The sequence below is a fragment of the Paenarthrobacter sp. NPDC090522 genome, from assembly GCF_044769225.1.
Classification (GTDB): domain Bacteria; phylum Actinomycetota; class Actinomycetes; order Actinomycetales; family Micrococcaceae; genus Arthrobacter.
Genome location: NZ_JBIVXL010000019.1, coordinates 58,050 through 80,139, shown reverse-complemented (window position 1 = coordinate 80,139; position 22,090 = coordinate 58,050). Strand labels below are relative to the sequence as shown.

Sequence of the window (22,090 nt, the reverse complement as noted above, 5' to 3'; positions counted from 1 at the left end):
ATCAGCGGGCGATCCGGGCGGCGACCTTGACGGCGTCAAGGCTTGGGCCGACGTCGTGAACGCGGACAGCCCAAGCACCCTTCGCGGCGCTCAAGGCGGTGATGGCGGCAGTAGCAGCGTCCCGCTCCTGCGGGGCCGCGGCCTTGCCGGAAACAGTCAGGAGGGAGCCAAGGAAGCGCTTGCGGGAAGCGGCAACCATCACCTTGTGGCCAAGCTCAAACAAACTGTCGAGGTTCTTGAGGATCTCCCAGTTCTGGTCCTCGTTCTTGGAGAAGCCCACGCCCGGGTCAACAATGATCTGCTCCGGGGCAACGCCGGCCGCGTACAGCTTGTCGCGGACGCCCTTCAGCTCAGCCACGACTTCCTCGGTGACGTCCTCATAGTCAGCGAGGCTGTCCATGGTTTGGGCATCGCCGCGCCGGTGGGTCAGGATGTACGGAACCTTGGTGCGTGCCACCAGTTCAGGCATGCCGTCCTCGATGGTGAGGCCTGAAACATCGTTGATGATCGCGGCTCCGGCTTCGACAGCAGCTGCTGCCGTGGAGGTGTGCATGGTGTCGATGCTGACCAGCGCACCCGCCTTGACCAAAGCCTGGATGACGGGGAGCACGCGGCGCTGTTCCTCTTCGGGGTCCACCGGCTCTGCGCCGGACCGCGTCGATTCGCCACCGACGTCGATGATGTCGGCGCCAGCGTAAAACATCCGCAAGCCCAGGGCGATCGCCGTGTCAGGCGTGCGGTGCGTGCCGCCGTCGCTGAAGGAATCCGGGGTGACGTTGAGGATTCCCATAACGAGGGTCCGGTCCGTTGGCAGGTCCTGGAACCTGGCCGCGGGTCGCGGCTTGCGAAGAACCGGCAGGGGGCTTGTGGCCGGGCCGGTTCCGGGTGCTGCAGCGAGGGAATCCATATATAGCTTTACCTTCCGAGTATGAGGCTCATGGCCTCGGCGCGGGTGGCCGGGTCATGGAGTTGACCGCGCACCGCACTGGTGACGGTCTTGGCGCCTGGTTTGCGGATGCCGCGCATGGACATGCACATGTGTTCGCATTCCACCACGGCAATCGCCCCGCGGGGGTTGAGGTGCTTCACGAGCGCCTCAACGATCTGCGTGGTGAGGCGCTCCTGCACCTGGGGGCGGCGCGCATAGATGTCCACGAGCCGCGCGAGCTTGCTGAGGCCGGTCACCTTGCCGTCATGTGACGGAATGTAACCAACATGCGCGACGCCGTGGAACGGAACCAGGTGGTGTTCGCAGGTCGAATAGAAGGGAATGTCCTTCACCAGGACAAGCTCTTCATGGTCGAGGTCGAACGTGGTGGACAGGACATCCACAGGGTTCTGGTGGAGGCCGGCAAAAACCTCGGCATACGCCTTGGCCACGCGCTTGGGCGTGTCCTGCAGGCCTCCGCGATCGGGGTCTTCACCGATGGCCAGCAGGATTTCACGAACCGCTGCTTCGATGCGGGGGCGGTCCACTTTGTGGCTTCCCTTGGAATCGCCGGCTGAGCCGTGGGCGGCGGCGAGGTCGTCGTCGTCGAAATGAGTCACAGCAGAAAGCTTAGCCGTGAAGCGGGGAGTCGTTGCCGCCGTCGGGTCCCGGTGCCTGGAAGTTGTCCTGGCTGCTGACGCCTTGGGCGTGCGGGGCGACGGAGTCCAGCGGCTCGTCCAGGCGGGCCTTCTTGGCTTCCTCCTGGGCTTCGCGTTCGGCCTTTTCGGCGCGGCTTTCCACCGGCGGGATGGTCTGCACCGGACGGGATTCCTTGGACAGCCAGATCTCGCGGAAGTCGCGCTTGCGGACGTCACGGAAGATGTCAGCAATTTCGGCTTGGTTCAGGGTTTCACGCTCGAGCAGTTCCAGCGCCAGCCGGTCCAGGATGTCGCGGTTTTCGGTGAGGATGGCGTAGGCCTCGTCATGTGCCTGGTCGATGAGCCTGCGCACTTCCTCATCCACCACGTAGGCGATCTGGTCGGAGAAGTTGCGCTCCTGTGCGGCGTCACGGCCCAGGAACGGCTCGCCGCCACCCTGGCCCAGCTTCACGGCACCGACGCGTTCGCTCATGCCGTACTGGGTAACCATCTTGCGGGCGGTCCCGGTGGCCTTCTCGATGTCATTCGAGGCGCCCGTCGAGGGATCGTGGAACACAATTTCCTCGGCAACGCGGCCACCCATGGCGTACGCCATCTGGTCCAGCAGTTCGTTGCGGGTCACCGAGTACTTGTCATCCTCGGGCACCACCATGGTGTACCCGAGGGCGCGGCCACGCGGGAGGATGGTGATCTTGGTGACCGGGGCCGAGTTGCGCAGTGCTGCGGCAACCAGGGCGTGCCCACCTTCGTGGTAGGCAGTGATCTTGCGTTCGAGTTCCTTCATGACACGGCTGCGCTTCTGCGGTCCTGCCATGACGCGGTCGATGGCCTCATCCAATGCCCGGTCATCAATCAGGTTGGCGTTGGAGCGTGCCGTCAGCAGTGCGGCTTCGTTGAGGACGTTGGCCAGGTCCGCACCCGTGTAACCGGGGGTCTTCTTGGCAACAGCCTTCAGGTCAATGCCCTGGGCCATTGGCTTGCCCTTGGCGTGGACGTTCAGGATCTGCTCGCGGCCAACAAGGTCCGGAGCTTCCACGGTGACCTGGCGGTCGAAGCGGCCCGGGCGAAGCAGTGCGGGGTCCAGGACGTCCGGACGGTTGGTCGCGGCGATCAGGATGACGTTGGTCTTGACGTCAAAGCCATCCATCTCCACCAGGAGCTGGTTCAGCGTCTGCTCACGTTCGTCATTGCCGCCTCCGATGCCGGCACCACGGTGACGGCCAACGGCGTCGATCTCGTCCACGAAGATGATGGCCGGGGAGCTTGCCTTGGCCTGCTCGAACAAGTCACGGACACGGGAAGCACCAACACCGACGAACATTTCGACGAAGTCCGAGCCGGAGATGGAGAAGAAGGGGACCCCGGCCTCGCCAGCCACAGCGCGGGCCAGGAGGGTCTTACCGGTACCTGGAGGGCCGTAAAGCAGCACGCCCTTGGGGATCTTGGCGCCAACTGCCTGGAACTTGGCGGGCTCCTGGAGGAACTCCTTGATTTCCTGGAGCTCTTCCACGGCCTCGTCTGCACCTGCAACGTCAGCGAAAGTCACTTGCGGCATGTCCTTGTTGACCAGCTTGGCCTTGGACTTGCCGAACTGCATCACCTTGGAGCCGCCACCCTGCATGCGGGAAAGGAGGAACCAGAAAAGCACACCGAGCAGCAGCACCGGAATCAGCAACGAGAACAGGCCGGAGAACCAGTTGTTCTCAACGGGCTGGTCAGTGAAGCCCTTTTCCGGGTTGGCGTTGGTTACGGCCTTGACGACGTCCGGGCCACGGTCCGTGACGTAGAAGAACTGGACGTTCTTGCCCTTGTCCTGGCCATCAATGTTCAGGTTGTCCTTGAGCACCAGATCAACGCGGTTCTCCGCATCGAAGATCTTTGCCTGTTCCACCTTGCCGCTCTGGGAAAGGAGATCCAGGCCTTCTTTGGTGTCGATCCTCGTAGAGCCACCGGGAGCCAACGTTGCGAACGCCACCAGGAGCAAGCCGACGACGACAACAATCCAGATGCCCGGGCCCTTGAAGAAATTCTTAGCTTTCATCTGATCGGGGTTGCGCCCCGTCCCTCCTGGTAGTGCTGCAAGGCGCAACTTCTGCGCGCGAGTGGTGCTGCTTCAGTTTCTAGCTATACACCGTACCCAGTAATTCACGCACTGGAATGCGCAAAAGTTCCCTCTGGGCGTACAGGGGCGCAGGTCGCTACTGGCCCGCCGAGCACCTGTTCACGCCCGACGCACCCACCCCCCACACCCGCACGCGCCCGGCGCACCCGTTCACACCCGACGCACCCACCCCCCACACCCACAAAACCCTCGCGCACCCGTTCACGCCCACACCCACAAAACCCTCGCGCACCCGTTCACGCCCACACCCACAAACCCTCGCGCACCCGTTCACGCCCCACGCACCCCACCCCCACACCCACACGCGCCCGGCGCACCCGTTCACGCCCCACGCACCCCACCCCCACACCCACGAACCCTCGCGCACCCGTTCACGCCCCACGCACCCACCACCCACACCCACAAAACACTCGCGCACCCGTTCACGCCCGGCGCACCCGAGAGCTCGGGTGCGTGAAGCGGAAATGGATGCGCCAACCCTGCAGAAGGGGTGCGTGGGGCGCAGGCGGGTGCGACTTTCAATGTCTCCTGCGGCACACCCTTGTCCACATACGACCGAAAGCACCTGTTCCAAGTTCGGCACAGGTCCGCATCGTTGATGTCATGCCTTTCTCCACCTTGATCATGAGCTCCGACGCCGCCCGGATCGGGCAAGACCCGCGCCTTCTTGCCAAGCGGGCCCAGCGGGGAGAGCTCGTCCGTGTGCGTCGGGGAGCCTACGTGCCGGCTCAGCTCTGGTCCGCCCTAAGCGAACCTCAAAAGCACGGTCTCCTCGCTGCAGCTTTGGTCCAGAGCAGCCAGAAAAGACCCGTCTTCGCAATGAAATCGGCCGCTTTGCTGTGGGGATTGGGTGTGGTCGGAGTTCCAGACAAATTGCAGACGGTCACGAACGATCCTCGTGGTGGGCGGTCCAAGCACGGAGTTCAACGAATCCTCGGAACCGTCGATCACGGTGTGTGCGAACTCGGCGGATTTCAGGTTACGGATAAGGCCCGGACCACCATCGAACTGGCAGGGGCCCTGAGGTTTGCCGAAGCACTGGCTGTGGTTGACTCCAGCCGTCGCGAGCCGCCCAAGGTTTCCACGGGCAAAGCTTCGGATTGGGACAAGGACGTCCCGTGGGGCATCACGCTTGAGGAGAGGATCCTGCAAGACGCTGCATCCTCCCTTGGCTCGTCGTCCAGACAACAGCGTGCGGCCAAAATAATCGAATTCTCCGATCCTCAGTCGGAATCCGTTGGCGAGTCAATGAGCCGGGCAAAGATGATCCTGCAGAGATTTCCCTTGCCGCAGCTGCAAGCGTCCTTCGCGCTAAAGAGTGGAAAGACCGCACGAACGGATTTTTGGTGGCCCGAACTCGATCTCGTGGGTGAATTCGATGGCCAGGGAAAGTACCTGCGAAACCGACTTCGCGGCGGCAAGACCATTCAACAAGTGGTCATGGAAGAGAAAGCACGGGAGAACGCCCTGCGTGCACTCGGATTAACCGTCATTCGCTGGGATTGGGCCGAGATGATGAACCCTGTCGCATTCGCCAAGATCCTGACCGACGGAGGCCTGGTCCCAGTTCGCCCCGGACGATGAGCTACCCGGGGCACCTTCGACACATCTGCCGCACCCACACGCGCCGAACGCACCCGTTAAGCAGACCCGCCGCACCCCATCGCGCCAAGCGCACCCGGTGGGACGGGTGCCTCGGGCGGAAATGGTTGCGTCGCAGAATCAGGCGTACCACCCGACGAGGGCTCACCGAAAAACAAGGCGCCACGTCGTAAAAGGCTGCGTGCCGGAATCACGCGCATTGCCGCACCCTTACGCGCCCAGCGCACCCGTTAAGCACGCTCGCCGCACCCTTTCGCGCCGAGCGCACCCGGTGTTACGGGTGCCTCGGGCGGAAATGGGTGCGTCGCAGAATCAGGAGTACCGCCCGACGAGGGTTCACCGAAAACAAGGCGCCACGTCGTAAGAGGGTACGCGCCGGAATCACGCGCATTGCCGCGCCCGCATGCGCCGAGCACACCCGCCGCACCACCTCACGCCCAGCGCACCCGTCAAACACACCCGCAGCGCACACACACGCCGAACGCACCCGTCAAACACACTCGCCGCGCACACACGCGCCGAGCGCACCCGTTAAACACACCCGCCGCACCCTTTCGCGCCGAGCGCACCCGGTGGGGATGGGTGCGCTGAGCCGAAACGGGTGCGGCGGGGCAGCGTGCTGCTGCGGAAGTTCGACCTATTCGTAAACGTGCGGGGCCAGGGTGCCCACGAAATCCAGGTTCCGGTACTTCTCGGCGTAGTCCAGGCCGTAGCCCACCACGAACTCGTTGGGGATGTCATACCCGACGTACTTGACGTCGATTTCCACCTTGGCAGCGGTCGGCTTGCGGAAGGCGGTGCAGATCTCCACGCTGGCGGTCCCGCGGGATTCCAGGTTGGACTTGAGCCAGGAGAGTGTAAGACCGGAGTCGATGATGTCCTCGACAATCAGGACGTCCTTGCCCATGAGGTCGGTGTCCAGGTCCTTGAGGATACGGACCACGCCCGAGGACTGGGTGCCCGAACCGTAGGACGACACAGCCATCCAGTCCATGCTGACGTGGCTGTGCAGTGCACGGGCGAGGTCCGCCATGACCATCACGGCACCCTTGAGGACACCGACGATCAGCAGTTCGCGGCCCTCGTAGTCCTTGTCGATCTGCGCTGCCAGTTCGGCGATGCGCGTCTGGATTTGCTCTTTGGTGTAAAGAACGTGCTTGAGGTCTGCCTGGACGTCGTTTGAATCCACCAATGGCTCCTGTTTGATGCTCGGGGTGCGGCTACTGTTGGGCCGATTTCTGATGCCGGAATACTAGCTTCCCACAGCGCGCGGCCTCGCGGGGACCGGTGGGTGCCGGATCACTTGGCGCAGCGCCCCGATCCTGCTCCAAATCGCTCAGTGAAAGGCGGTAGACGCTGACATGGCCGGGCAGCTCCACCGGACCTGCCGAACCACGCCGCCGGAGCAGCGCTTCCGCGGCCTGGAGGCGCCCGTAACCGGGTTGTTGACCGCCGACGTCGGCCGCCGCCTTGGCAATGACGCGGAACCTCAGCGCCGGGGCAAGGTCCCGGACGGCGTCCTCAGGCAACCAAGCTCCGTCCGGCGTCCGGTTCACGAGAGAGAGGTAGGTCTGCTGGGCCAGGTCCTCCAGGAAGTCGGCATCCTGCTGGAGGATGGCCGCGGTCCGGGCCAGGGATTCGGCGACGCCGGGTCCGAGCTTATCTTCCAGCACCGGCATGACCTCAACCCGGGTCCGGGACCTGGCGAAAGACGGATCGGCATTGCTGGGATCGTGCCACGGAGAAAGCTCTTCCACGTCGCAGATTTCCAGGGTCTCGGAACGCCGCAAGCCAAGGAACGGGCGGAGCAAACGCTCCCGCGCCGGCCGCATACCGGCCAGGGACCGGGTGCCGGAACCACGGGCCAGGCCCAGCAGGACCTGCTCAGCCTGGTCATCCAGCGTGTGGCCCAAGAGGATCGCTTCGGAGCCAAGGTCATCGGCCGCGGCTTCGAGTGCTGCGTGCCGGGCATCCCGGGCCGCAGCTTCCGGTCCGAAGCCAGTGGAAGCCACGGTCACCGAGCGCACTTCCACAGGTGAGAGGCCGAGTTCGCGGAGAACTGAGGCAGCCTCAGCAGCTACTTCGGCCGAGCCGGGCTGCAGCTGATGGTCCACCACCACGCCCGCGACGGAAATCGGACGCCCATCCACGTGGCCCCGGCGGGCAAAGTACGCGGCAACAGCAGCCAAAGCCAAGGAATCAGGTCCGCCACTGCAAGCCACCAGCACCCGTGATGGGTAGCCGGCAGCGGCCAAGGCGTTCTGCAAGTGTTTGCGTGCTTTGCCAACGACCGGCGCCAAACGGCCAGGCCGGCGTCGGCCTTTTCCGGAGGCCGTATCCACCGAGGCGCCACCTGCCGCGGAGGCAGGGCCGTGCGAACCGCCAGATCCCGAAGCGGCACTCCCAGCGGCAGGGCCGGGCGAACCGCCAGGTCCCGAAACGCCACCTGCCGCGGCGGCAGGGCCATGCGAACCGCCAGGTCCCAAGGCGGCATTCACCGCGGCACCGGAGCCCGAGGCGTCAGGGAGCGAACCGCTCAAAGCCCCATCCGCTCGAGCCAGAGCTTGGGATCGTGGATCTCTTCTTCCGTGGGCAGGTTCCCGGCCGAATCCCACACCTTGTTGAAGCCATCCATGCCGGCCACCGCCACCACGCCGCGGACGAACTTGGCGCCATCGGTGTACTGACGCATCTTGGCGTCGAGCCCGAGGATGTTGCGGATGAACTTCTCCACGATCCCGCGGTCCTTGCCGCGATCATTGAAGCGCTGGCGAATGGTCCTGACCGAGGGCACGATGCTCGAATCCACGGCGTCCATCACCACGTTCGCATGGCCTTCGAGCAGGCTCATGACGGCGGTGATGTGGGAAAGAGCGGCTTTCTCCTCGGGGTCCTGGAGGAGGTCGAGAATGGCTCCGCGACCAGGGACATTGCCCGATGCGGTTCGGTCCTTCAGGGACTTGGCCACGGCACTGGCACGTTCAACCAGGGAATCCATGTTGCCGAGCAAGTGGCCGCTGAGGTTCTCGATCTGGTCCAGCATGTGGTGCCGGAGCCAGGGTGCCGCAGCGAACTGGACCCGGTGCGTTTGCTCGTGCAGGCAGACCCAGAGCCGGAAGTCGTCCGGGTGGACGTTCAGCTCACGTTCCACGGAGATGATGTTGGGCGCAACCAGCAGGAGCCGGCCGCCCGGTGGAACGTTGGAGCCCGGAGCGAGCGCGGCGAAGGGGTCGTATTGGCCCAGGACCTTGCTGGACAGGAAAGCGAGGATGGCTCCGAGCTGGCTTCCCGTAATGGCACCGCTGGCGCTGGCTGCCGCCGGAGACATGGAAATTCCGCTGCGGCTCTCAAGGAGCTTCTGCAGCGCCGGTTGCAGCATGACGGAGAAGCTTTGGGTGTTGGCCTTGGACCACGAGGCCCGGTCAACCACCAGGACGTGCGAATCGCGGAGGTCCTTGGCGGCCTCGAGCCCGGTGATGTCATGGACATGCGGGACGGAGATGTCCGCGTTGAAACGCAGGTTCTCCACGGCTTTGCCGATCTCCGCAGCACTGAGCGCCGGGCCGGGAGGAGCCAGCCGGGCGGCAGTGGCCGCGGCAAGGTCCCAATTGATCAGGGACGAAGCCCCTGCTGACGAATCTCGGGCGGATGTCACCATACGGTCCATCACATCACACGTAACTGACAGTGCGCCCTTAAGTTCGCTCCGCGCTGAGCTTCAGCCGCGGCATCCGCAGGCAGCGAGGACCGAAGCCGAACGGTCCATGGCTACCTTGTTTCCCGCCGCGCCCGGCTCCAGGCCGTTACCAATGAAGGAGAACACCAGGAGCCGTCCATCCGCATCCACCACGTAGCCACTCAGGGCGATCACGGTGTTGAGCGTCCCGGTCTTGGCCCGGACCAGCCCTGCGCCCTGGGCGGTACTCGGATCCACGTACCTGTCATCGAGGGTGCCGGTGAGTCCGGCGACGGGGAAACCATCCAACGCCGCCCGCAGCGAAAGATCGTGCCCGCTGGTGATGGCGCGGACCACCTCAGCAAACTGTCGTGCGCTGACCTGGTTCTCCAGCGCGAGGCCGGAAACATCGGCCAACTCCATGGAATCCGTGGCGATTCCCAACTCCCCCAGCCTCTGCCGCACGGCCGCTGTGGCGCCGTCGTACGTCGCTTTCTGGCCCGAAGCGGCAGCCGTGAGCCGTCCCAGCGCTTCCGCAAGGAAGTTGTCCGAGGTTTGGAGCATGTGGTCCACCTGCTCGCTGACCGTGGCGGATTCGGCGCTGGCCAGCAGTTTGGCGGGGAGGCCCTTGCCGCGTTCGACGCCGGAACCCACCTCGACGCCGGCAGCGGCCAATTGCTCGGCGAAGGCTTGGGCGGTGGTCACCGCGGAATCCTGCGGACGGGGTCCCGTGGTGGTGGTTGGCGAGTAGCGCCCGGAGTTCAAGGCCAGGGAGTACAGGGGGGCAGTCTCCCCGGCGGCGACGTCGCCAAGGCTCCAGGCCGGGTTCAAGGGAGCGCCGGAGAACAAGGAATCGTCCACCTGAACGGTCACGGGACCTTTGATACCGGCGTTTTTCAGGGAGGCAGTGGTGTCCGCCGCCAAAGTAGCCAGCCCGGCATGGCCCAGCACAGCGGAGGGGTCGGAAGCACCTCCGCCCAGGAGCACATCCCCTCCCCCGGTGAGGACCACCGTGTGGGGATCATCCGTACCGAGCACGCGGGTAGCGAAACGGGTTTCCGGACCCAGGGCTTTCAACGCGGCGACGGCGGTGAGCAGCTTCATGTTCGACGCGGGGATCCGGTTGGCGGCAGCGTTCCGGTCGAAAAGTACCTTGCCCGTGGCGGCATCGAGCACAACACCGGTGATGGAACCGGAACCTGACGGCTTCAGTGTCTCTTCCAGGAGTTTTGCAACGTCGGCCTGCACGGGCATGGGCGCGTTGGCGTCGAGGGGCTGGACAGCGCTGGAACCGGACAAGGCGCCTGGCGACTGTTGCCAGGAAGGAAGGGACGGCGAAGGCTTGGGGGCCAGCAGCCCGGGGACCATCCCGGCCACCACCACGGCTACGGCGCAGAGCAAAACGGCGGCCAAGAGCAACGGCCATTTCAGGCGACCCCAGCCCGCGGACAGCCCAGCGCGGGCATCCCCGTTTTTAATGCCCATCATGGAAGTTGCTTGGTCCTGTCAGTCCTGAAATGTCCCCGCCGGTTCAAGAAACCCGGGTGTCTCGCTATATCCTCAATAGTAGTCGGCGGCGTCGGCTGTACTTTCGCCTGCCGCCAGCCTTGGGCTAAGCAGACCGCCTGTGGAACCGCCAGCTCTGGCGGCCTCCGTTTCCGGGCGGAGCCTAGCCCCACCCAGACCCCGTTCAAGGAGCATTCCATGAAGCACGACGTGACCATCGAGATTCCCAAGGGATCGCGCGTCAAGTACGAAGTTGACCACGAAACCGGCCGTGTCCGCCTGGACCGCGTCCTGTTCACTTCCATGCAGTACCCCACGCACTACGGCTTCTTCGAGAACACCCTGGGCGAAGACGGCGACCCGCTGGACGCATTGGTGCTCCTGCAGGACTTCGACCTCCACCCGGGCGTCATTGTTGAGTCCCGCCCCATCGGCGTTTTCAACATGACCGACGACGGCGGCGGAGACGCCAAGGTCCTCTGCGTTCCCGTGGACGCCCGCTTCGACCACATCCAGGAAGTCAGCGATGTCAGCGAATTCCTGATCAAGGAAATCGAGCACTTCTTCACCCGCTACAAGGACCTGGAACCGGGCAAGTGGGTCAAGGCCGAGGGCTGGGGCGACCGCGCGGCTGCCGAAGCCGAGCTGGAAGCTTCCATCAAGCGTTTCACTGCAGAAGGCCACTGATCCTTCCCGAACTAAGTCGCAGCTGAGCGCGTTTTGAAGGCTGAAAACGCGCACTAATGCGACTCAGTTGGGTGACGACGGCGGGTGGTGCGATCCCCTGGGAACCGCACCACCCGCCTAAGCAACGCGGGATCACTTGAGGCCCCTTCGGAACCTCGACACGAGCCTCAAGTGACCCCGCATTGCTTTGATGGGCACCGCTCCCCATCGCGGTGGTGTCCCGGTGCGCCTAGGCTTGGACGAGGTTTTTCGACTCACACACCACGCATGCAAAAGGGGTTGCACATGGCTGGGTTCTACGGTGCGGACATCGCACAGCTTCGCAGTCTGGCCGGGGTGATGGGCAAGGCTGCGGACGCGATCACCACGCAAAGCGCACAACTGTCCAACGCCATCAATTCGGCCAACGCCTGGCAAGGCCGCGATGCCACCATGTTCAAGAACGACTGGAACAGCCAGCACCGGCATAGCCTGGTCAAGGCGGCCAGCATGCTGCGGGACAACGCAAGCCTGTTGAAGAAGAACGCCAACCAGCAGGAGTTCGCGAGCCACAACGACGGCTCCCGCAGCTCAGTGGGCGTCATCAAGGACGTTTACGACACCGGAATGGGCGTCAAGGACCTCGGCTCCCAGCTCTGGGCGGCCTACAAGCTGGGCAAGCTCGGCTGGCAGGACTTCGCCAAGACGCGGGAAGTCCTCACCAACTGGCGGGCCGGCGGAACAGCGGTGAAGGACGCCCTGACCGCGCTGCGCAATGGCGAGAAGATCACCGACGTCATCACTGACCTCAAAGCCAACATTCCCTACAGCCAGGCCTTCCAGGACGCGAGCAAGTTCTCCAAGGGCCTCCGGGTGGCCGGTGCGTTGGCTGCGCCGCTGAACATCGTGGGCGGCATCAGCGACATGATCAACCCGGAACACGACGGCTGGCGGGGTACGGGCGACCGGGTGGCAGGTGGCTTGTCCGTGGTGGGCGGCGTGGGCAGCATCATGCTCATGACAGCAGGCGGCGCGGCGATGCTGGGCCCGATCGGCGCCCCGATCGTGATCGGCGCAGGGATCGTGGCCGGGGCCTGGGCACTCGGCAACCTCGTGGCAGACAACTGGGATTCCATCACCAACTTTGCACGCAATCCGGGCAGCTACATCGCCGACGGTGCCAGGGAAGTGGGCAACTTCGCCAAGGACGTAGGCAGTAAGGTGGCTGACGGGGTCAGTAATGCCGCCAAGTCAGTTGGAAACTTTGTCGGAGGGATATTCGGATGACCACCAACACCATGAAATGGACTGCGCGGGACATTGAAGCCGCAGCCAAAGTCCTGGGTACGGCCAGTGCCACCGGCGCCGCGCTGCCCACGCTGACCGACGAAGAAGTGGTAGCCCTGGACGGCGTGCAGCACGAGCAGATCGTGGCGCTTCCGTGGCTTTCCTCGCAGGATGCCAGCAAGGAACTCCTGTGCGCAGTGGCCCTTCGCGGCCTGCTGGCCAAGGAACTGGTCTACCCCGTGATTTTCGAGGGTGAGGCAGAACCCACGCGCCTGCACGCAACGGAAGAAATCACCGGTGCCCTAACCCTGCGCCGCAGCGGCAACAGCGTGGTCTCGGTGGAGCGAACGGTGTCCACGGGCAAGCGCTGGCTGTACGGCTATGTGCACGACGAAGGCGTCCTGATCGAGGAAGTGGACGAGGGCGGCCTGCACGGCTTCACGGTGGTCTCCCGCGACCAGTTGGTCCCCCGGCTGGCAGAATTCGTGGACCCCAAGGGCGCTGCGCAGCGCGATTCCGAACCCACGGAATACACCGAACCGGCTTTTGAAGAGTATGCCTCCAAGGCTTTGTCCGACACCGAGGCTGCCAGCAACGTGGTGGCCTTCAACACGGACACCAACGAATTCCCTACCGTCACCCTGTACACGGGTCCGTCCGGCGTGCAGGTCCTGACCCCGCGCGTCGAAGGCGAAACGGTCTCGCTGGAGGTCAAGGAAACGTCCGCGGCTACCTTGGCCGGTATCCTGGCTGGTCTCGCAGGTCTCGCCTGAGCCACCCCAGCCGACCCACCGCCGTCGAACTGAAAGCCCCACATGAGCAAGCCAAAGCCTGAAACCGCCACCGGACTGGTGGATGCCGCCAATGGAAGGCCCGTCCGGCGCCACACCGAGACAGGCGCCTACTACGTCAAGGCGTCCGGAAGCGCACACTTCTGGGGCCGGGTGCTGGATGCCCTGGTATTCCTGGCGGGCTACAGCGTCCTGGCCGTCATCGCTGCGGTGGCCCGCAACGCCATGATGAACAGCGGCTCGCTCCTGGCCTTCAACGACGGTTTTTGGCTGGCGCTCTACGTGATCCTCTGGTTCGTCGGATTGCTCGTGTACGGCATGATCTGGGGAGCAGTAGGGAGCGTTGGGGACGCGGCCGCGGGCCTGCGCTCCGTGCGGATCAAGGACGGCACGACGGCGGGAGCCTGGTTGGGCGGCTGGCGCGCCATCTGCTGGTCCTTCTTTCCGTTCTTCGTGGTCATGGTGATCGCTGCGGCGTTCAGCGGCGGTTCCGGGGAAACGTGGGACCCCAAGTTTGCCGCCGTCGACCGCCGCTCCGGCCTGGCCCTGGGCCGGCAGCCCATCCCGGACCCGAAAGCTCCGGCGGTTGCCCAGGCGTCTGCCGCGGAGCGGGAGGATCTTCCCAACCTCTACGGCCAGCGCCCGGATGCGCGGCCGTAACTGGCTGGTCCGACGCGCTGAAACCCGCCCCAGTGACGAACTGGGCGGGCTCTGGTTCGTGGCCTCCTCCCGGCGCATCTTCTGGAAAGTGCTGCCGTGGTGCCTGGTGGTGGGGTTCGTTTTCGGGACCATCGGCGAGTTCGTCAGTCCCATTCGTTCCACCCGCGAGGCAGGCCACTTTAACGATCCCGTCCTGTTCGTGCTGACGAGCATCATCACCGGCCTGGTGTTGTGGGCCATGACGTTCCTGGGCAGCTTCCGGAAGCTCCTGGTGTTCGACCGTGGTCTGGCGGCCAAGTACTCGCAGCGGCACACTACGGTGGTCCTTCGATGGGAGGACGTGGCACCCGAATCCCTCAAGGCCGTCACCACCTCCGACGGCACTGATCCGGACCGGCGCTTGCTGGCTTCCCGCAAAGTCTCCCTGGGCGCAGGCGGGCGTAACGCAGTGGTATTTAAGGCACAGGACTCGTTCTGGGTTTTTTCCAGTGACGAGGACCCGGCGCCGTTGGTCCACTCCATCCGCGGGGCCATGTCAGAGGCAGGAATACCCGCTGCGTCCCGCAGGACGGACGGTGCGCTGCCCGCCGTCGTGCTTTCCGGACGCACGGCACTGGACTGAGTAATACGGAATCAAGCCCTTGCAGAGCCGCTACCAGCCGGTAGCATGTGATCCACTATGTTCACGCTGACCATCAACCAACGCGACAGCCGCCGCGACGGAGATTTGGTGCCCAAGCTCCTGAAGGACCTCCGGCACATCCCCGCCCGGCTCGACTTTGACCGCTCGGTTGAGGACGAGGTCCAAGGCATCGTCGACTCGGGCCACCATGCTGTTGAGTCGGCGTTGATCGCGCTCCGCAGCGGGCACTGGTACGTAGGGATCGGTGTGGGTCCCATCAACGAACCCCTGCCGAACCTGGTGAAGGATGCCTCGGGGCACGGCCTGGTGTACGCGCGGCGGGCCGTCGACCGGCTGCGCAACAGCAAGGAGCGCGTGCCGGTGGCTGTGGACGGGCCGTTCGCGGCCCAGGCGGCCGAGGCGGAAGCGGTGCTGCGTCTCCTGGGGCACATTGTGCAGCACAGGAGCGCCGCGGAGTGGCGCGTGCTGGACCTGCTCACGCCGGGTGTCCGTGGCCAGCAGAAAACGGTGGCCCAGGAACTGGGGATCACCACGCAGGCTGTCAGCAAGGCATTGGCCCGGGCCCAGTGGGTGGAAGAACACGCCGCCCGTCCCGCGGCCGCACGGTTACTGCAACTGATCCTGGACGTCCGTTAGGCACCCAACTGAGTCGCAGTTGTGCGCGTTCTGAGCCCTCAAAACGCGCACTAATGCGACTCAGTTGGGTGGGCGGACAGGCTACTGGTTGCCCAGGTTGTCCTTTGCCGTGGCGGCGCGGTCCTGGACATCGGCGGCCGCCGCCTGGCCTTCGTCCTTCACGTGCGTGGCAGCGTCAGTCGCGGTTTCCTTCACGTTCTGGACTGCCTGGGTGGCTGGCTCCTTAAGGTGCTCGGCCATTTCCTTGGCGGCGTGGCTCAGCTCTTCCGTCAACGGCTGTGCAGCCTCCTTCACTGCCTGGGCCGCTTCGCGCTCCTTCTCCGATGGCGGGATCAGGGCCGAAACCAGCAGGCCGGCACCGAAGGCGATCAACCCTGCGGCAACGGGGCTGCCCTGGGTCTTGCGCGTGATCACCTGCGGAGTCTCGCCAATACTGGAAGCGACATCGGCGGCAGCGTCATGCGCCTGGTGGGCAGCGTTGCCGGCAGCATTCTGCACGTCGTCGCTGGCTCCGAAGACCGCATTCTTGATGCGGTCCACCCGGCGATGAACGATGTGCGAAGGAGTGACCTTGTCCGCGACGGCATCAACATTGGTGCTGAGCCGCCGGCGGGTTGCTTCGATATCGGCGCGCAGGGCGTCCAGGTTCTGCGTCATCGTGTCTCCTCGGTGTTCGGTTTAAAGGTTGGAGGAATTTCCTTGACTGTCTCGGCTGTACGCGGCATGCCCTTGATGGTCTTGAGTTCCTTGCGTCCCATGCTGGCGAGCACTGCCGCGACAATGCCCCAGATGACGGCCACAATGACGGCAGACCAGCCAAGGCCAACCAGTTGACCCAGGGCCCACCACAGGGCGAGCGACAGGAAAACGACCGCCAAGTGGCCTGCCCAAGCGGCACCGCCAAGCATGCCGGCGCCCTTTCCGGCCTTCGTGGCCGATTCCTTGACCTCGGCCTTCGCCAGCTCCACTTCCTGGCGCATCAACGTGGAGACATCGCGCGTCAGGTCACTGAGCAGCTCGCCCAGAGGCTGGGTTTCCGCTTTGATGTGCGCCTGTGTTGGAGGCAAATCGGCGGGACTGCTCATCGGGGACCTCCGTATTCCGGGCTGTCCGGGTCATCCAGGGGGTCTGCGAGCGGGTCGCCCTGCGCCTTGGTCCCACCGTCCGTCTCCGGGTAGGCAGCCGTGGAGCCTTCGAACCCGCCGGTTGTTCCGGCGTCGTAACCCTCGGGGTCGTAGCCAGCCGTACCCGCGGCCGGGTCGTAACCAGCCGTACCCGCGGCCGGGTCGTAGCCAGCCGTACCCGCGGCCGGGTCGTAGCCGGCCGTACCCGCGTCGTCACCGATGGTTCCCATGCCGTAAGCCGCCGCTCCCGCAGCGCCGCCAGCCGCCGTGACTCCACCTGCCGGGGGTGCCCCATACGCCGACGGTTGTTCGGTGCCATATCCGGTGCTTGGCCTGGTGGTGTAGCTGGCAGTGGTTGCGTCCGGCCCGGGAAGGTCGACGGCGGGCGGCGGCACGGCGCCACCGGAACTGGGGTAGTACTCCGCGCGTGGCGAAGTTCCCGCACCCGTGCTGGAACCATCCGCCGAAGCATTGCCTGCCATGCCGCGGCCCAAGCGTCCGGCAAGTACGCCGGCACCTGCGGCGAGCAGGAGGAAGGCGCCGGGCTTGCGGCGGGCAAAGCTCTTGACCTCGTCCAGGAGGGATCCCGGATCGCGGTTCTCCAGCCAGTGGGCAACGGAGGACGAGCGCTCGGCTGCCTGGTGGACCAGGTCCGTGGCTACCCCGCCGTCGGTGGAGGCGTTGGCCATGGTGGACAGTTCGTCCGAGATGGACCGAAGTCCTTCCGCGACGCGCTGCTGTTGGGTTGCCGCCTGTTCAGTCAGCTCGCCTTTGGTCTGGTTCAGCAACTGGCGGGCGTTCAGCTTGACCTCATGGGCCACGTTGGCGGCCTCGTCCTTGGCGGTATCAACCACATCCCCAGCTGCCGCGCGGGCAGTGTCAGCCACATCCGCGGCCTCGTGCTTGACATCCTCCGTGCTGGGCGTCCCCTTGCCGGACGCGGCCCTGTGTCCTGCTCCGGCGGCGTCGTACGGATCCTGGCCCTGCTGGTCCGTGCTTGTGGCCGCGGAGGTACCAGCCGCATAGTCAGCCGTCGAATCCAGGTAGCTTCCGGAGTATGGTTCGGTCCCTGCGGGGACCCCATTCCGTGGCGCCGCGAAGCTTCCGTCCTGCGGCGATTGGCTCTCAGTCATTGTCGCTCTCTTTCCACAGTTGGCAGGCTGCGGACAGCAGCCGGGATAGTAAGTATCGTTACTATCAATGGGTGTGTACCCCCGAATTGCGGATTCAATCGCACCAGTTTCGCGGAATTTCCAGCACGGGAACTCCCCCTCGACAGGCATGGTTTCACCTGCCTACCTTGGTGCCATGAGCCACATGCCCCGCAGGCAGCGGCTGATCTCCGCGCTTCGAAAGACCGTTACCCGCCACCGTCTGCTGTTCGCCGCCAAGACTGCCTTGGCGGCCGGACTCGCCTGGTACGTGGCGCCACTCATGCCCGGACCGGCAGCCGCCTACCCGTACTACGCCCCGCTCGGGGCGCTCGTCAGCATGCATCCAACCGTGGCCGCGAGCGCCAAGCACGGCCTCCAGAGCCTGCTGGGATTGGCCCTGGGCATCGGCATGGCGTTCGCCATCACCACGTTCGCCGCCCCCACGGCCTTCTCGGTGGCACTCGTGGTGGGCCTGGGCGTGCTGATCGGCGGTCTCCCGAGGCTCGGGTCTGCATCCGAGTGGATCCCCATGGCTGCCCTGTTCGTCCTGGTCCTTGGGGATTCGAATGCCGAGAGCTTCTCCTTCGGGTATGTCCTCCAGATGGCCATGGGCGTAGCCGTTGGCTTCGCCGTGAATTGGATGGTGTTCCCGCCGCTCCACCTCGAAGGAATCGACCCCGCACTGGCCGGACACCGGGGTGCACTGTCACGGCAGCTCACGGACATGGCACGCGCCATGGAGGAATCCTGGCCCCCGGACCACGAAGCCTGGGCAAGCCGCAGCGGTGAACTGTCAGCTACCACCTCAGCCGTCCGGACTGCGGTGCTCGAAGCGGAACTCAGCACCAAAGCGAATCCCAGGTCCCGCCGTCGTGCACGTCGCCTTCCCGACGACCTCGCAGGACTCCGGACGGTGGAAAGGCTGACCTTCCATGTCCAGGACATCACGGACGTGCTGGCCAGCGTGATCTGGGAGGAGGGCGCGGACACGGTGCTGCCGGAGGGCGTCCTCAGCCATCTGGCCGAGGCGCTGGAATCCGTGGCGGCCGTGATCGATAAATGGCGCAACGACCAGGCCCGGGAACTCGAGGACCAGCTCACGGACGCACGGGACCGGGTGCACGCCTTGGGCGACGCCATCAACGAGGCGGCGGCCGGTCAGGCCTCGGTGAACGCCGCCGCGTCCGTGGCCATGAGCCTGCGGCGGATGATCACTGTTTTGTCCTCCGAGTAGCCGCGTGTTCAGCGCGGCGTCAGCGGTGGCGAGGCTTCCCTCCCGTGGCCGGCGCCCAGCCCTTCCAGGATTTCCGTCAAGGCCTCCAGCGAGGACTTGTGCGGCATCCAGCCGAGCAGGCTTCGCGCCCTGCCCGTGTCCATGATGGGTGCTCCCGCGGCCATGTCCACCCAGCCCGCATCGGTCACCTGGATGCGCATACGCCAGGAAACATCGACGACGGCGCGCAGCACCGCGAGCGGCAGCGGCAAATGGCGCTTGGCTTTGAGGATCCATGCGAGCGCGTTGGGGTCCAGCACGGGTTCGGCGGCGGTGGTCTCCGCGGAGGGGCTCAAGTGCTGAAGCGTGGAGGCGCTTTGGTCCGGTTTCACGGTGCTGTTCCGTCCTCAAGCCAGGCTGGGCCTCCGTCCAGCAGTTGCGCCTGCAGAGCCACCAGGACCTTGGAGAGCTTTCGCGAGACCTGCATCTGGGACATCCCCAGTGCCTCAGCGATGGTGGATTGGGTTTCCTCGCGGTAGTAGCGCCTGTACAGGAGGTGGCGGTCCTCGGCGCTCAGCGTCCTGATGGCATTCCGAAGCGCCAGGACGTCGTCGAGTTTGTCGGTGGGGCAACCGATGCTTGAGAGCGATCCCTGCAGCCCGTCCCGCCCTTCGGCAGCGGGCGCATCCAAGGAGTCAGGCCTCTTGCTGGTTCCGGCCATGAGGGATTCCCGTACCAGGCAGGGCTCCATGCGCAGGTCCTCTGCCACCTCCTCCGGTGTCGGCGTGCGCTGCAGGACCTGCGTCATTTCTTCGCTGCGTGCCAGGACTTGCCGCCGCAGATCCTGGATGGGCCGTGGCGGACGGACCACCCAGCAATGGTCGCGAAGGTACCTTTTGACCTCCCCTGCGATGGTTGGCGCAGCGTAGGCGGGAAAGCTGAAGCCTTTAGCTTCGTCGTAGCCACGGGCAGCCTTGATGAGGCCCATGTAGGCGACCTGGCGGACGTCGTCGATGTCGCGGGCGTGGGCGGAATACCTGGCAGCAATGGATTTCGCGAGGTTGAGGTGATCCAGCACCAGTCCATCGCAAAAGCTTCGCCGAATGGTGCTTTCCGCAGAGTGTGCACGGACGGATGCATGAGTTGGTCGGGCTTGTCGCATGGGCTTCAAATCCTTGGACCGGGCGGGGGGAGCCCATGGCAAGACTCTGATTAAAAGCCAAGCATACTTATCATCTTAAGCCAAGGGTACTTACTATTGGATAGGGTGGTTCCTGGGGGCCAAGCCCGGAGAGCAGCCCCGAACCCCGATCGGAGGTAGTCATGGATCGACAGCAAACCGCTGAAACACAGCCCGTCGCCGCGGAGATCCAGGATCTTCTGCTGGACAATCCGGATGTGGAGGCGTTCCTTACCGAGCTGGCACGGCATTCCGCAGCCATGTTCAGCGTGAACAACACTGCAGTCCACTGCGGGGTCACCCTGTTGCGTCGCAGGACTGCGGCCACGGTCGCCAGCAGCAGCGAACGTGCGCTGCAGCTGGACGAACTCCAGTACCAATTCGCCGAGGGTCCGTGCCTCACAGCTGCCCGAGATGGGGTTCAGGTCCACATCCCCGATCTGTCAAAGGACAACACCTGGCCTGACTACACCGACGCAGCCCGGGAGCAAGGCATAGGGTCGATCCTGGCGCTTCCCTTCCCACTCCTGGACCAATCCACCAAGGCCGGGCTGAACCTTTACTCAGAAAACCCCCAGGGGTTCAACCAAGCCGCAGTGCAAAGGGCCACCGACTACGCACTCCAGGCCTCCAAGGGTTTGCGCCTGGCCATCCTCCTGGCCCAACACAGCCAAACCGCCACGGACCTCAAGGCCGCCATGGCCTCCCGGACGGTCATCGATATCGCCACGGGGATCATCATTGCCCAGAACCGTTGCAGCCAGGCCGAGGCCGTGGAGCTCATCAAGCGCGCCTCAAGCAACAGAAACGTCAAGCTGCGGGACGTAGCGCAGGCAATAGTCGACAGGGCAGGCGGCGGCCCCATCGAAACACACTTCAAGTAAACCCCGCCACCGCAGTGGCCGAGGGTGGGCCGGCTAGGCCTGCATCGCCCCCAGGATGGCCCCCATCGCGGTAAATGTCACCACGTTGTAGCTGCCGTTGATGGCGAACAACACGGGACTCCGACGCTCGAACAGGTAGTTCACCCCGAGGGCGGTCGCTACCCACCCCACGCCTGCAGCCAAGCCGGCCAGCGTGCCGAAGCCCGCGCCGGCACGCCCGATGAATGCCGCCAGGAAAACGGCCATCACCACGGCAAGGACAAACGAACCCAGGAACACGCGGGCTGTTCCGGACTTCAACTGCTCATCGCTCACGCCCGCTGCCTTCTGCCACGGTTTAGCGAACAGCAACGAATACCAAAGCCCGCCCACCACGAACGTCGCCAGTGCGGCCAACAGGACGCCGAGCCAATTGATGGTCATGTGAGTCCTTTCATCTGCGGATACTGAGAGGACCCTACGACGCAACCGGCGGCCGGTCTTGTACAAATGCCGCATCCACTAGGCCAGGCTGGAAACCTGCTCCAAGGGCACGAACGTGGCGTACTCGGCACCGTAACTCTGCACCACGCGCAGATATTCGGTGGGTGTGAATCCGCTGAATCTCCGGAACGCACGGATAAGGTGCGGCTGGTCATAGTAATCGGCCAAGGCCAGGAGATCCCGTCCGGGGACCGATCCTTCAGGCATGGCTGCGGCAACGTTGACGAAGCGGAAGAACCTGCAGACGTCCGAGTAGGCCTTGGCCGTGAATCCACAATCACGCATCATGATGCGTTCCAGCGTGGACCTGCTGATGTTGAGGCCGGCAGCGAGGCGTCCGATCTCCACGTCCTCCCTGGCCAGCGTCTCCACGGCCCTGGCGGTACGTGGATCCAACCTACGTTCCGGGCGCAGCGACCGTTCCAGGAACCCGCCCAGCACCGCGAACGCCTCCTGCGGATCCGCCTGCAGCAAGCGTGGCCGGAGGGCGGCCAGCCCGGGCAGGACGCCTTGGGCGTCCACCACTTTGCCCTGGAATTCCGACGGCGGCCGGCTGGTGAACGCTGACAGGCCAAACGGAGTCAGCCGCGCGCCTACGTTGAAGATCCGGTCCGGGTTCTCGCTGACCAGGTAGCTCCTCTGGAGCCCGGAGTAGAAACCAGTGGAGACCTCCGTCGCCGTATACCCATCCCCGGAGGGCGTGATGAGCCGGTACGGATCAGACAGGTTCAGGATCAAGTGGGCGGATGGACCCGGCAGGATCTTCTCGTACCTGGCCCTCGGAACAGATTGGACGAACCACAACTGAGTGGCAAAGGGCCTCAGCCCGGGCGGCGCCGGGCACTCCTGATACAGCACAGCGCCAGTCTAGGAGGC

23 protein-coding genes are annotated in these 22,090 nt (G+C 64.8%); 9 read left to right on the top strand and 14 right to left on the bottom strand.

The features are described 5' to 3' along the window. Window position 1: 1 nt before the first annotated feature. Genes folP through ftsH form a run of 3 tightly spaced genes read right to left on the bottom strand, consistent with a single transcriptional unit; the run spans window position 2 to window position 3,628 of the window. A complete protein-coding gene (folP, locus tag ACIQT2_RS20080) occupies window positions 2–907 on the bottom strand; it encodes a dihydropteroate synthase (protein ID WP_400337564.1) in 906 nt (301 codons plus the stop codon). Window positions 908–915: 8 nt separating this feature from the next. After that, complete coding sequence (folE, locus tag ACIQT2_RS20075; RefSeq protein WP_400337566.1) at window positions 916–1,548, bottom strand: GTP cyclohydrolase I FolE; 633 nt, start codon at window positions 1,546–1,548, stop codon at window positions 916–918. 10 nt (window positions 1,549–1,558) lie between these two features. Then, window positions 1,559–3,628, bottom strand: a complete 2,070-nt coding sequence (ftsH, locus tag ACIQT2_RS20070) for an ATP-dependent zinc metalloprotease FtsH (protein WP_400337568.1) — start codon at window positions 3,626–3,628, stop codon at window positions 1,559–1,561. A gap of 684 nt (window positions 3,629–4,312) precedes the next feature. Between ftsH and ACIQT2_RS20065 the strand changes: the two genes are divergently transcribed. Next, on the top strand, window positions 4,313–5,293 hold the full coding sequence (locus ACIQT2_RS20065; protein ID WP_402949986.1) for a hypothetical protein: 981 nt from the start codon (window positions 4,313–4,315) through the stop codon (window positions 5,291–5,293). Window positions 5,294–5,948: 655 nt separating this feature from the next. Here the strand turns inward: ACIQT2_RS20065 and hpt are convergent. The 4 genes from hpt to dacB form a co-directional block, all read right to left on the bottom strand. Continuing rightward, window positions 5,949–6,500, bottom strand: a complete 552-nt coding sequence (gene hpt / locus ACIQT2_RS20060; RefSeq protein ID WP_216924216.1) for a hypoxanthine phosphoribosyltransferase — start codon at window positions 6,498–6,500, stop codon at window positions 5,949–5,951. 31 nt (window positions 6,501–6,531) lie between these two features. Further along, entirely contained in the window at window positions 6,532–7,578 is a 1,047-nt protein-coding gene (gene tilS, locus ACIQT2_RS20055; RefSeq protein ID WP_402950021.1) for a tRNA lysidine(34) synthetase TilS, read from the bottom strand. Window positions 7,579–7,847: 269 nt separating this feature from the next. Continuing rightward, a complete protein-coding gene (locus tag ACIQT2_RS20050) occupies window positions 7,848–8,969 on the bottom strand; it encodes a zinc-dependent metalloprotease (protein ID WP_400337573.1) in 1,122 nt (373 codons plus the stop codon). Window positions 8,970–9,029: 60 nt separating this feature from the next. Further along, a complete protein-coding gene (gene dacB / locus ACIQT2_RS20045) occupies window positions 9,030–10,472 on the bottom strand; it encodes a D-alanyl-D-alanine carboxypeptidase/D-alanyl-D-alanine-endopeptidase (RefSeq protein WP_402950018.1) in 1,443 nt (480 codons plus the stop codon). A gap of 219 nt (window positions 10,473–10,691) precedes the next feature. Here dacB and ACIQT2_RS20040 point away from each other — a divergent pair, with 219 nt between their 5' ends. From ACIQT2_RS20040 to ACIQT2_RS20015, 6 genes are all read left to right on the top strand, one after another. Next, the gene (locus ACIQT2_RS20040) at window positions 10,692–11,180 is read left to right on the top strand and encodes an inorganic diphosphatase (protein ID WP_400272775.1); all 489 of its coding nucleotides are present in this window, start codon (window positions 10,692–10,694) and stop codon (window positions 11,178–11,180) included. 285 nt (window positions 11,181–11,465) lie between these two features. Then, the gene (locus ACIQT2_RS20035) at window positions 11,466–12,446 is read left to right on the top strand and encodes a hypothetical protein (protein WP_402949981.1); all 981 of its coding nucleotides are present in this window, start codon (window positions 11,466–11,468) and stop codon (window positions 12,444–12,446) included. Continuing rightward, window positions 12,443–13,219: a hypothetical protein gene (locus tag ACIQT2_RS20030; protein ID WP_402949978.1), complete on the top strand. Its 777-nt coding sequence runs from the start codon at window positions 12,443–12,445 to the stop codon at window positions 13,217–13,219. The genes ACIQT2_RS20035 and ACIQT2_RS20030 overlap by 4 nt, the downstream gene beginning before the upstream one ends. Window positions 13,220–13,261: 42 nt before the next feature. Then, a complete protein-coding gene (locus ACIQT2_RS20025) occupies window positions 13,262–13,897 on the top strand; it encodes a hypothetical protein (RefSeq protein ID WP_400337578.1) in 636 nt (211 codons plus the stop codon). Further along, window positions 13,884–14,519 carry a hypothetical protein gene (locus ACIQT2_RS20020; protein WP_402949974.1) on the top strand — a complete coding sequence of 212 codons (636 nt, stop codon included), beginning with the start codon at window positions 13,884–13,886 and terminating at the stop codon, window positions 14,517–14,519. The genes ACIQT2_RS20025 and ACIQT2_RS20020 overlap by 14 nt, the downstream gene beginning before the upstream one ends. Before the next feature lie 57 nt (window positions 14,520–14,576). After that, on the top strand, window positions 14,577–15,176 hold the full coding sequence (locus ACIQT2_RS20015) for a hypothetical protein (RefSeq protein ID WP_400337581.1): 600 nt from the start codon (window positions 14,577–14,579) through the stop codon (window positions 15,174–15,176). Window positions 15,177–15,257: 81 nt separating this feature from the next. On the opposite strand, the gene ACIQT2_RS20010 is transcribed toward ACIQT2_RS20015, so the two are convergent. From ACIQT2_RS20010 to ACIQT2_RS20000, 3 genes are read right to left on the bottom strand one after another with little or no spacing between them, the layout of a single operon-like run. Continuing rightward, a complete protein-coding gene (locus ACIQT2_RS20010; RefSeq protein ID WP_402949971.1) occupies window positions 15,258–15,833 on the bottom strand; it encodes a DUF3618 domain-containing protein in 576 nt (191 codons plus the stop codon). Beyond that, on the bottom strand, window positions 15,830–16,261 hold the full coding sequence (locus tag ACIQT2_RS20005; protein ID WP_397326012.1) for a phage holin family protein: 432 nt from the start codon (window positions 16,259–16,261) through the stop codon (window positions 15,830–15,832). Before ACIQT2_RS20005 ends, ACIQT2_RS20010 begins: the two co-directional genes overlap by 4 nt. Next, window positions 16,258–17,433 carry a hypothetical protein gene (locus tag ACIQT2_RS20000; protein WP_402949968.1) on the bottom strand — a complete coding sequence of 392 codons (1,176 nt, stop codon included), beginning with the start codon at window positions 17,431–17,433 and terminating at the stop codon, window positions 16,258–16,260. Before ACIQT2_RS20000 ends, ACIQT2_RS20005 begins: the two co-directional genes overlap by 4 nt. Window positions 17,434–17,608: 175 nt before the next feature. Between ACIQT2_RS20000 and ACIQT2_RS19995 the strand changes: the two genes are divergently transcribed. Beyond that, on the top strand, window positions 17,609–18,688 hold the full coding sequence (locus ACIQT2_RS19995) for an aromatic acid exporter family protein (RefSeq protein WP_402949966.1): 1,080 nt from the start codon (window positions 17,609–17,611) through the stop codon (window positions 18,686–18,688). 8 nt (window positions 18,689–18,696) lie between these two features. On the opposite strand, the gene ACIQT2_RS19990 is transcribed toward ACIQT2_RS19995, so the two are convergent. Both ACIQT2_RS19990 and ACIQT2_RS19985 read right to left on the bottom strand, forming a co-directional pair. After that, entirely contained in the window at window positions 18,697–19,059 is a 363-nt protein-coding gene (locus ACIQT2_RS19990) for a hypothetical protein (protein WP_400337591.1), read from the bottom strand. Continuing rightward, window positions 19,056–19,745 (bottom strand): sigma-70 family RNA polymerase sigma factor, encoded by a 690-nt coding sequence (locus tag ACIQT2_RS19985; RefSeq protein ID WP_402949962.1) that lies wholly within the window; start codon window positions 19,743–19,745, stop codon window positions 19,056–19,058. The genes ACIQT2_RS19990 and ACIQT2_RS19985 overlap by 4 nt, the downstream gene beginning before the upstream one ends. A gap of 245 nt (window positions 19,746–19,990) precedes the next feature. Here ACIQT2_RS19985 and ACIQT2_RS19980 point away from each other — a divergent pair, with 245 nt between their 5' ends. After that, window positions 19,991–20,731, top strand: a complete 741-nt coding sequence (locus tag ACIQT2_RS19980) for an ANTAR domain-containing protein (RefSeq protein ID WP_402949959.1) — start codon at window positions 19,991–19,993, stop codon at window positions 20,729–20,731. Window positions 20,732–20,764: 33 nt separating this feature from the next. Here ACIQT2_RS19980 and ACIQT2_RS19975 read toward each other — a convergent pair whose 3' ends face one another. Next, complete coding sequence (locus ACIQT2_RS19975) at window positions 20,765–21,154, bottom strand: DUF1761 domain-containing protein (RefSeq protein ID WP_397325996.1); 390 nt, start codon at window positions 21,152–21,154, stop codon at window positions 20,765–20,767. Between the two features lie 78 nt (window positions 21,155–21,232). Next, window positions 21,233–22,072 (bottom strand): DUF6597 domain-containing transcriptional factor, encoded by an 840-nt coding sequence (locus ACIQT2_RS19970; RefSeq protein WP_402949955.1) that lies wholly within the window; start codon window positions 22,070–22,072, stop codon window positions 21,233–21,235. Window positions 22,073–22,090: the final 18 nt, after the last annotated feature.